At 63.0% G+C, this 7,821-nt stretch carries 6 protein-coding genes and 1 pseudogene; 4 read left to right on the top strand and 3 right to left on the bottom strand.

Annotated features, from left to right (window positions below):
• Window positions 1-1,549 (bottom strand): annotated as a pseudogene (locus D3654_RS03540) (Clp protease N-terminal domain-containing protein); the annotation flags it as partial.
• A gap of 210 nt (window positions 1,550-1,759) precedes the next feature.
• Here D3654_RS03540 and D3654_RS20360 point away from each other — a divergent pair.
• Window positions 1,760-2,272: a hypothetical protein gene (locus D3654_RS20360; protein WP_162943607.1), complete on the top strand. Its 513-nt coding sequence runs from the start codon at window positions 1,760-1,762 to the stop codon at window positions 2,270-2,272.
• Window positions 2,273-2,342: 70 nt separating this feature from the next.
• Here D3654_RS20360 and D3654_RS03535 read toward each other — a convergent pair whose 3' ends face one another.
• Complete coding sequence (locus tag D3654_RS03535) at window positions 2,343-3,896, bottom strand: NCS1 family nucleobase:cation symporter-1 (protein ID WP_205571723.1); 1,554 nt, start codon at window positions 3,894-3,896, stop codon at window positions 2,343-2,345.
• A 154-nt stretch (window positions 3,897-4,050) separates the two neighbouring features.
• Between D3654_RS03535 and D3654_RS03530 the strand changes: the two genes are divergently transcribed.
• Together D3654_RS03530 and D3654_RS03525 are read left to right on the top strand one after the other, a co-directional pair.
• Entirely contained in the window at window positions 4,051-5,109 is a 1,059-nt protein-coding gene (locus tag D3654_RS03530) for a metallophosphoesterase family protein (RefSeq protein WP_245413070.1), read from the top strand.
• Between the two features lie 97 nt (window positions 5,110-5,206).
• On the top strand, window positions 5,207-5,728 hold the full coding sequence (locus D3654_RS03525) for a DUF6454 family protein (protein ID WP_245413069.1): 522 nt from the start codon (window positions 5,207-5,209) through the stop codon (window positions 5,726-5,728).
• 30 nt (window positions 5,729-5,758) lie between these two features.
• Here D3654_RS03525 and D3654_RS03520 read toward each other — a convergent pair whose 3' ends face one another.
• Window positions 5,759-7,000 (bottom strand): FAD-dependent oxidoreductase, encoded by a 1,242-nt coding sequence (locus tag D3654_RS03520; RefSeq protein WP_120520143.1) that lies wholly within the window; start codon window positions 6,998-7,000, stop codon window positions 5,759-5,761.
• A 107-nt stretch (window positions 7,001-7,107) separates the two neighbouring features.
• Between D3654_RS03520 and D3654_RS03515 the strand changes: the two genes are divergently transcribed.
• A complete protein-coding gene (locus tag D3654_RS03515; RefSeq protein ID WP_162943606.1) occupies window positions 7,108-7,644 on the top strand; it encodes a MarR family transcriptional regulator in 537 nt (178 codons plus the stop codon).
• Window positions 7,645-7,821: the final 177 nt, after the last annotated feature.

Raw genomic sequence — 7,821 nt, 5'->3', positions numbered from 1 at the left:
CAGACGGGAAGACTCTTCCTCGGTGAGCTTGAACACCGGGATGCCCGTGGAGTTCGCCAGCACTTCCGCGATCAGGTCTTCGTCCACCTCGGACGAATCAGTTATGACGCGGGACCGCCACGTGCGTTCTTTCTCGATCTGCTGCGCCATGAGCTCGCGCTCCGTCTCGCGCAACCGGGCGACCACTTCGAGATTCCCGGCGATGATCGCGGTCTCCTCCTGCTCTTTGGCGGAGGTGATCTGGTCGGCGAGGGCTTTCAACTCCGGCGGAGCGGTCATGCGGCGGATGCGCAGCCGGGCACCGGCTTCATCGATCAGGTCGATCGCCTTGTCCGGCAGGAACCGGTCCGCGACATAGCGTTCGGAGAGAGTGGCCGCGGCTGCCAGGGCGCCGTCGGTGATCGTCACGCAGTGGTGAGCCTCGTAGCGGTCGCGCAGGCCCTTGAGGATCTCGATTGCGTGCGCAACCGAGGGTTCCTTGACCTGGATCGGCTGGAAGCGGCGCTCCAGCGCGGCGTCCTTTTCGATGTGCTTGCGGTACTCATCCAGCGTGGTGGCACCAATGGTCTGGAGTTCACCGCGGGCCAGAACCGGTTTGAGGACGGAGGCGGCGTCGATCGAACCCTCGGCAGCGCCTGCGCCGACGAGCGTGTGGATCTCGTCGATGAACAAGATGACGTCGCCACGGGTGAGGATTTCCCTGAGGACTTTCTTCAGGCGCTCTTCGAAGTCACCGCGGTAGCGGGAACCGGCCACCAAGGAGCCGAGGTCCAGGGTATAGAGCTGCTTGTCCTTGATNGGAGCCGAGGTCCAGGGTATAGAGCTGCTTGTCCTTGATGGTCTCCGGGACATCGCCGCGGACGATCGCCTGGGCGAGGCCCTCGACGACGGCGGTCTTGCCCACGCCGGGCTCACCGATCAGCACCGGGTTGTTCTTGGTGCGGCGGGAGAGGACCTGCATGACGCGTTCCATCTCCCGCTCGCGGCCGATCACCGGATCAAGCTTGCCCTCCCGCGCCGACTGTGTCAGATTCCGGCCGAACTGGTCCAGCACCACCGAACCGGCCGGGCCGGCTTCCCGCCCGGGACCGACACCAACTCCGGCGGATTCCCTGCTTCCGGCGAGCAGCCGGATGACCCGCTGACGGACCTCGTTCAGGTCTGCCCCCAGGCCCCTAAGCACCCGGGCGGCAACCCCTTCACCCTCATGGACGAGGCCCAGGAGGAGGTGCTCGGACCCGATGTAGCTGTGGCCCAGTTCCAAGGCTTCACGCAGGGCCAGTTCCAGGACTTTCTTGGCCGGCCCGGTGAAGGGAATGTGGCCCGACGGAGCATCCCGGCCCTGGACGAGGATCCCTTCCACGTCTTCGCGGACGCTGTGCACGGCGATGCCCAAGGATTCAAGGACCTGTGCGGCAACGTTGTCGCCCTCGTTTATCAGCCCCAGCAGGAGGTGTTCGGGACCGATCGCCCGGTGGTTCAGCCGCGCGGCCTCTTCCTGCGCCAGAACGACCGCTCGCCTGGCATGCTCGGTAAATCGGTCAAACATATCGCCACACTCCTCGCGGGCTTCTGGTGCTAACCCACCTCAAAGCACAGGCTGTGCATCACCGCGTATACTAATACTAAGCATGCTTAGTTCTATATTCACCCATAGCTTCTGAGAACTAAGTTCGCCGTTGCGAAAACCTTCGCTGCGGCATGCTCTTGGGAACTATCGAGACCGGCCACACAGCCCAGCGAGAAAGAGGTGGCTTCAATGGACACAGCAACAGTTCTTTGGATTATCGGCGGCGCCGTCGTCGTTCTAGTCGTTCTAGGCTTGGTACTTCTCTTCGTCCGCAAACGCAGGGAGGAACACGAACGCGCCAAGCGGGCCGAGGATCAAGAACGGGCCGCCGATATGCGCAAGAGGGCCGAGGAGGCCGAACTGAGTGCCCGCGAATCAGAGGTCCAAGCAGCCAGGGCGCAAGCGGAGGCTGACCAAGCCCTGGTCGACTCTGAGCGACTGCGCAACGAGGCCCACCAGCGACAGGCGGACGCCGCCAACCTGCACCGTGATTCTGCCGAGCAGATAAAGCATGCCGCTTCCATCGACCCGGATGTCGATACCGACGCAGCGGATTCCCGGAAAGACACGGAGGATTCCGGGAAACCCGACGAGCAACGGCAAGCTGCCGATGCGCGACGGGCAGGCGACGGACCGATAGACCGCAGTCCGGGCCGCGACGGCGGTTCGCCGGCGGATACCCCTCGGCGAAGCGGTTCCTAAGCTTTTCCCGCTCCCAGGGCGGCTTTCTTAACCCTGGCTGGCGTCCCCTGGCTCATGGAATTTCCGTAGTTCACCGCGTAATCCGTGTCCAATCCGGGCCCGGTTCTGCTTCCTCGGCAGCAGCAGCCCTGATCGATTCGGCCAGACTCGTATCGTTGCGGGAGATGAAGTAGTGCACCGCGGCGGCCACGATAGCTCCAATGAACCAGGAGAACGCCGAGAAGGCTCCAAACACGGGAGCGAGCGCCAGGACCACGGCTGGCACGGCGGCGACGGCAAACGAAATGATTGCCTTCCGGTTCCAGCCGCCGGCATATGTGTAGTGCCCCTGCTCCTTGAACAGATCCCGCACCAACACGTGCTGCTTGCGGAGCACATAGTAGTCAACCATGATGATCCCGAATAGAGGCCCGAGCAGCGCTCCAAGTCCTCCGAGGAACAGGTTGATGACGACCGGGCTGTTGTACAGGTTCCACGGCGTGATGACGAGGGCGATCAAGGCCGCGATGAACCCGCCGCGCTTGAAATCGATGCGGGAGGGCCAGACGTTCGCCAGATCATATGCAGGCGAGACAAAGTTCGCGACGACGTTGATTCCCAGGGTCGCCACAGCGAACGTGACAGCACCAAGCAGCAAGGCAAAGATGCTGTCGATCCGCCCGACTATTTCAACGGGATCGTAGATGTATTCGCCGTAGACCTTGAAGGTCCCGGCTGTGACGACGACAGAAACCACTGAGAAAGCGATGAAGTTGACCGGAAGCCCCCACAGGTTGGCCGTTCGTACGGCTCTGCGGGAGGGCGCAAACCGGGAAAAGTCGCAGAAGTTGAGCAACAGAGTGGAGAAATAGGTCACCGTCAGCGCAGTGGCAGCAAAGAATGCATGCGTGACGCCCCATTCCGAATTGCCCCCGGGCAGGTCGAGCGAGATGTCCCACCCTGCTTTGATCAGGATGTAGACCACCAGCAAACCCATTACAGCCCACACGGCCGGTCCGGCCCAGTCCTGGAATCTCCGGATCGTTTCCATGCCGTTGCGGAGCAGGAGAAGCTGCAGCGACCACATCAACAGGAATGCCAGCCACCCGAGCCAGGATTCGCCAAGGAAATTGTTCCCGGTCAGGCTTTCGAGTCCGGGCCAGAGTTCCAACGCGACGACGATGACCGCGCGGGAGGCAAGCCACGTCTGGATGCCGTACCAGGCAATCGCCACCAACGCACGAATCAGGGCAGGCAGGTTGGCGCCGAACGTGCCAAAGGAGATCCGCGCGAGCACTGGGTACGGAACGCCGGTCTTCTGGCCTGCGTACCCGGAAAAATTCATCAGGACAAAGACGATGACAATCCCTACTACCAAAGCCAGGAACACCTGCCAGGCGCCCAGTCCCAACGCAAAGAGCCCTGCGGCGAACGTATAGCCGCCAAGCGAGTGGATGTCCGACATCCACATCGCAAACAACGAATAGAAGCCCCACGAACGGTGTTCTGCCGGCGCGAGATCTTCGTTATAGAGGCGCCGGCTGACTCCCGGCGGAATGATCTCGGACATCTGGTCCTCGCTTCCAGCACCTGCATGCGGAACGCTGGTTCGAAGCGCCTGGAAAGGCACGGACAGCGCATCCATTGCTGTCAATATACCCAGCCCGGCCAGGCTGGAATAGATCAGCCGACGCGGGTGGGCGTTGGATAACCCGGCCCGCAAAACGGGAACCCGTGCCCTGACCAGGACCATAATCTCCTGTGATCGTCCCGGGGTTGTTCTACACTCGAAAGCAGGCATGCCGGGTGAACTCCCAATTTGCCCCGAAGCAGTACACACCGCCCTCCCACGAAGGGAGACGCACCCCATGCGCCGCAGTCTTGTTATCGCCGGAGCGTCTGCCTTCCTCATAGGCGCCACTGCCCTTTTTGCCGCGTCCCTCACTTCCGGGGGCGGGGATTCCCCCACTGTCAGCGGTGGGAATGATGTTCGAATCGCCGCAGTCGGTGACATGAACGGCCTCAGGAACTATGCGACTGATAGCCCGTCCGGACGGAACGGTGCGGCGATCACCCGGCTCGTGGAGAACAACGAGATTGACGCGTTCTTGGGGCTCGGGGACTTCCAGTACGACACCGCGTACTGCGCTGACTACGTGAAGTACTGGACGCGGCTGTGGGGTGGCACGAAGTCCAAGTTGTACTGGGTGTCCGCGCCCAACCATGACTGGGAACCCGGACGGAACGAGGACCTCGACAACTTCATGAACGGCCAATGCCCAGGCAACACGAAGAAGTCTGCAATCAACCAGGAGCGCGGGTTCATCAGGAACGGGAAACCGTACTCGAAGGACTTCGGGAACTGGCACTTCGCGTTCCTGTCATCCGCGCACTGGCGGTACAACCAGGCAGAAGCCCGGGCAATGACGACGTGGCTGGACAACGACCTCGCCGCGGCAAAGGCGGCGGGCAAGCACCTGGCGGTGGTGCATCACGAGCCCTACTTCACGTCGGACACGAAGGCACATGAACGGTCTACCGACCACAAACCGTGGATCGATGTGATGTGGAAGCACCGGGTGCGGTTCACCCTGTCCGGCTCGCAACACAATTATGAACGCTCATGCCCGGTCAACAACGAGGACCAGTGTGTCGATGACGGAATGACGGCATTCCAGGTTTCCACCGGAGGTATCGGTCTCCGGCCATTTACCAGCAGTCCCCCGTACATCGTGAAGCGGTTCAGCGACACTCACGGGTTTCTTCGGATGACACTCCGGGACGACGGGTCTTTCGACTGGAACTTCGTCCCGACGTCAGGGTCGGGCACGGACGCAGGTACGCGTTCCGCACCGTAGCCGCAGGGGCGCAACCAACAGCGCAGTCTGCCGGCCGGAAGCCACCCTCGCCATCGCAGCGGTTGCCGCGGCCACCTTGACAGCCGGAACCGCCGCTGTGGCCACTGACGGGCAAACCCCGAAGGCCCTCACAGCCGAAGCGCAGGCCTTCACAAAGGTCGACCGCAACACCCAGTGGGCGCCAGTCCAAAAGCTCAACGGAGTCGTCGCCGACCGTAAGACCAATCGGATCAGCGGCGTCAGCTGGGGCTCCCGCAAACTCTTCACCTGGAGCGACCAAGGCAGGCTCTTGGGCACCCAGGCCAACCCCAGCCACGTCATCGACTACCAGGACTGCGAGTACGCCGGCGCCGGACACCAGCTCTGCTCGGGCGTCACCGGACTCAAGACCGCCAACGGGCAGCCGTTCGAGCTTGGCGGACTCGCCCTGACGGACCTCGCAGACGGAACGATCGTCCACGAGGTCCCCTTCCAGAAGTTCTCCACAGCCGGCCACTCCATGACCCGGAACCCCGTTGCCATGGAAGCTGACGGGGACATGCTGCGCCTGGTTGCAGCCCCGGACGACGGCGAAGAAGTCGCTGGAACCGAACTCTTCGTGTTCGAAGCCCGCCCCTGACCCGGTAAGAATCCCTGCGGGCGGGGCGATTCACCGGTCCCCGCCCGCAGCGGACTCGCTAGGGACCACCGGCGCATCCCAATCGATATGGTGGCGATAGACCCAGTCGAAGTTGTCGGCCGCCTTCCGGGCGAGTGAACGGAAGACGGCCTTCAGTACCAGGTCTTCGAAGACCCGCTTGAATTGGCCGCGGACTTTCGGGGCGGCGTTCCTGCGACCCCATTCAACCACCAGTTCCGCCCGGCTCCGGCGTTCGTTTTCATAGCGGGACAATGCGGTGGGGATGTCTTCGGTGGAGATGCCCCGAAGCGATCGCCCGAGGGCGACGGCGTCTTCGATGGCCATGGAAGCACCTTGGCCGGACGACGGCGATGCAGCGTGGGCAGCGTCTCCCACCAGGACCAGGGCGCCTCGATGCCAGCTGGGAATGCTCGGAAAGTCGGAGGTGGTGCAGGGCCGGATAATCCCTTCAGTAGCGGCGATGATTTCGGCCATCGGAGTGCGGTCCCCGGCCACGAGGTGAGTCAGCCAGGCCTTGCGGGCGGTGTGGTGCAGGGCAGCCGGATCCTCCGATGACCGCTGAAGAGGGTTGGCGAACCACCAGATCCTGCCTTCCGGATCCTGCATGTAGCAATAGAAGCAGCGCTTGCCGAAGACCATCTTCATGCGCCCCGGCTCGACGTCGGAGAGCCCTGCCGGGAGCAACCCGGCTTCGACGATCCCGCCGGTGTTGAGCAGGGGGATGTTGCGGGGAGCCGGGGATGAGGGATCGATCAGCGGCCGCACGGCCGAGTGGAGGCCGTCGGCGCCGACCACCAGGTCTCCACGCGCGGAGGTGCCGTCCGCGAAAACGGCCGTGACGCCGTCGGGAGTTTCCTGCACCGAAGCGAGCCGCTTGCCGTACTCGACGCGGATCCCGCGGCGACTGGCTGCCTCGCGGAACATGCCATAGAGCTCGGAACGGGTCATGGTGCGCGCCGTGGTGCCGTCAGGGAGGGACCCGCCGTAGTCAAAGTCGATGAGGTGTTTCCCCGTACTGCCCAAGTACATGGACATCCGCGGTGTGCTGAAGCCCAGCTCGGCGGCTGCGTCCTTGAGCCCGAGGGTTTCCAGGGCATCGAAGCCGTTCACGGCCACGGTCAGGAAGCCACCGACGCCGTCCGAGGGCGCACCGTAGGCCTCGAATACGGTGGCCTGGTGACCGGCCTTCTGCAAGGAGATGGCGGTGGAGAGTCCGGCTTTTCCGGATCCGATGACAAGACAGTTCAGCACGGTGGCCTCCTCTGGAATTTATTTCGTTCGGTCAAAAGAAATATATGGACAACGGCACGCGCCGTCAATCCTTTCGGTGGGACGAAATAATTTGCTAGCCTCTGAGGGTGGAGAACCAACCGAGCGTCAGGACGCAGCGCCAGGAATTGCTTGAAGCGGTTTTCGCCTCGGGGCGGGAGCTTTCGACGGCGGCCGTCATGTTCCACACAAAGCTGTCCGAACTGCGCGGATTGTCCGCAACGGAGGGGAAAGCGATCGACATCCTACTGCGCTTCGGCCCGATGACGGCGGGGGAATTCGGCGAGCATTCCGGGCTTGCTCCGGCCTCGGTCACGGGATTGATGCAGCGGCTCGAAAGCAAGGGTGTTGCACGCCGGGTCCGGCACGAAGGCGACAAGCGGAAGGTCCTGATCGAGCTTGTCGGAGACCAGGTCAGGGCCGCCATGCCCCACTTTGTCGACTTCATGAGCGGACTGGCGGACCTCCTGGAGGGGTACAGCGACGAAGAACTGCGCGTCATCGCGGACTATTCGTCCAAAGCCGCGCGGATCCAGCAGGACGCGGCGGGCCGGCTGGGTGCTGCGAGCGGCGTTAAGACGAACGACGACGGCGCGCCGCCGCCGTCGTCGTCGAACTCCACCTGAGACGGTTCCCCGGCGGCTTCCTTCTTCCTGCGCAAAAACTGTGCCGAGGCTATGAAAAATCACGGCTGCTCTTGATCCTGGGGTGCCATGGTTATCCCAGCGGCAGCCAAGCACCAAGACTCCGGGAGCAGGAGGAGCCATGAATCAGGTAGCACCCTTGAAAGAGCCATCCGCCGT

Origin of the sequence: Arthrobacter celericrescens, assembly GCF_003614925.1 — a bacterium.
GTDB lineage: Bacteria > Actinomycetota > Actinomycetes > Actinomycetales > Micrococcaceae > Arthrobacter > Arthrobacter celericrescens.
The sequence above is the reverse complement of the archived record's forward strand: the minus strand, read 5'-3'. Positions and strand labels throughout refer to the sequence as shown.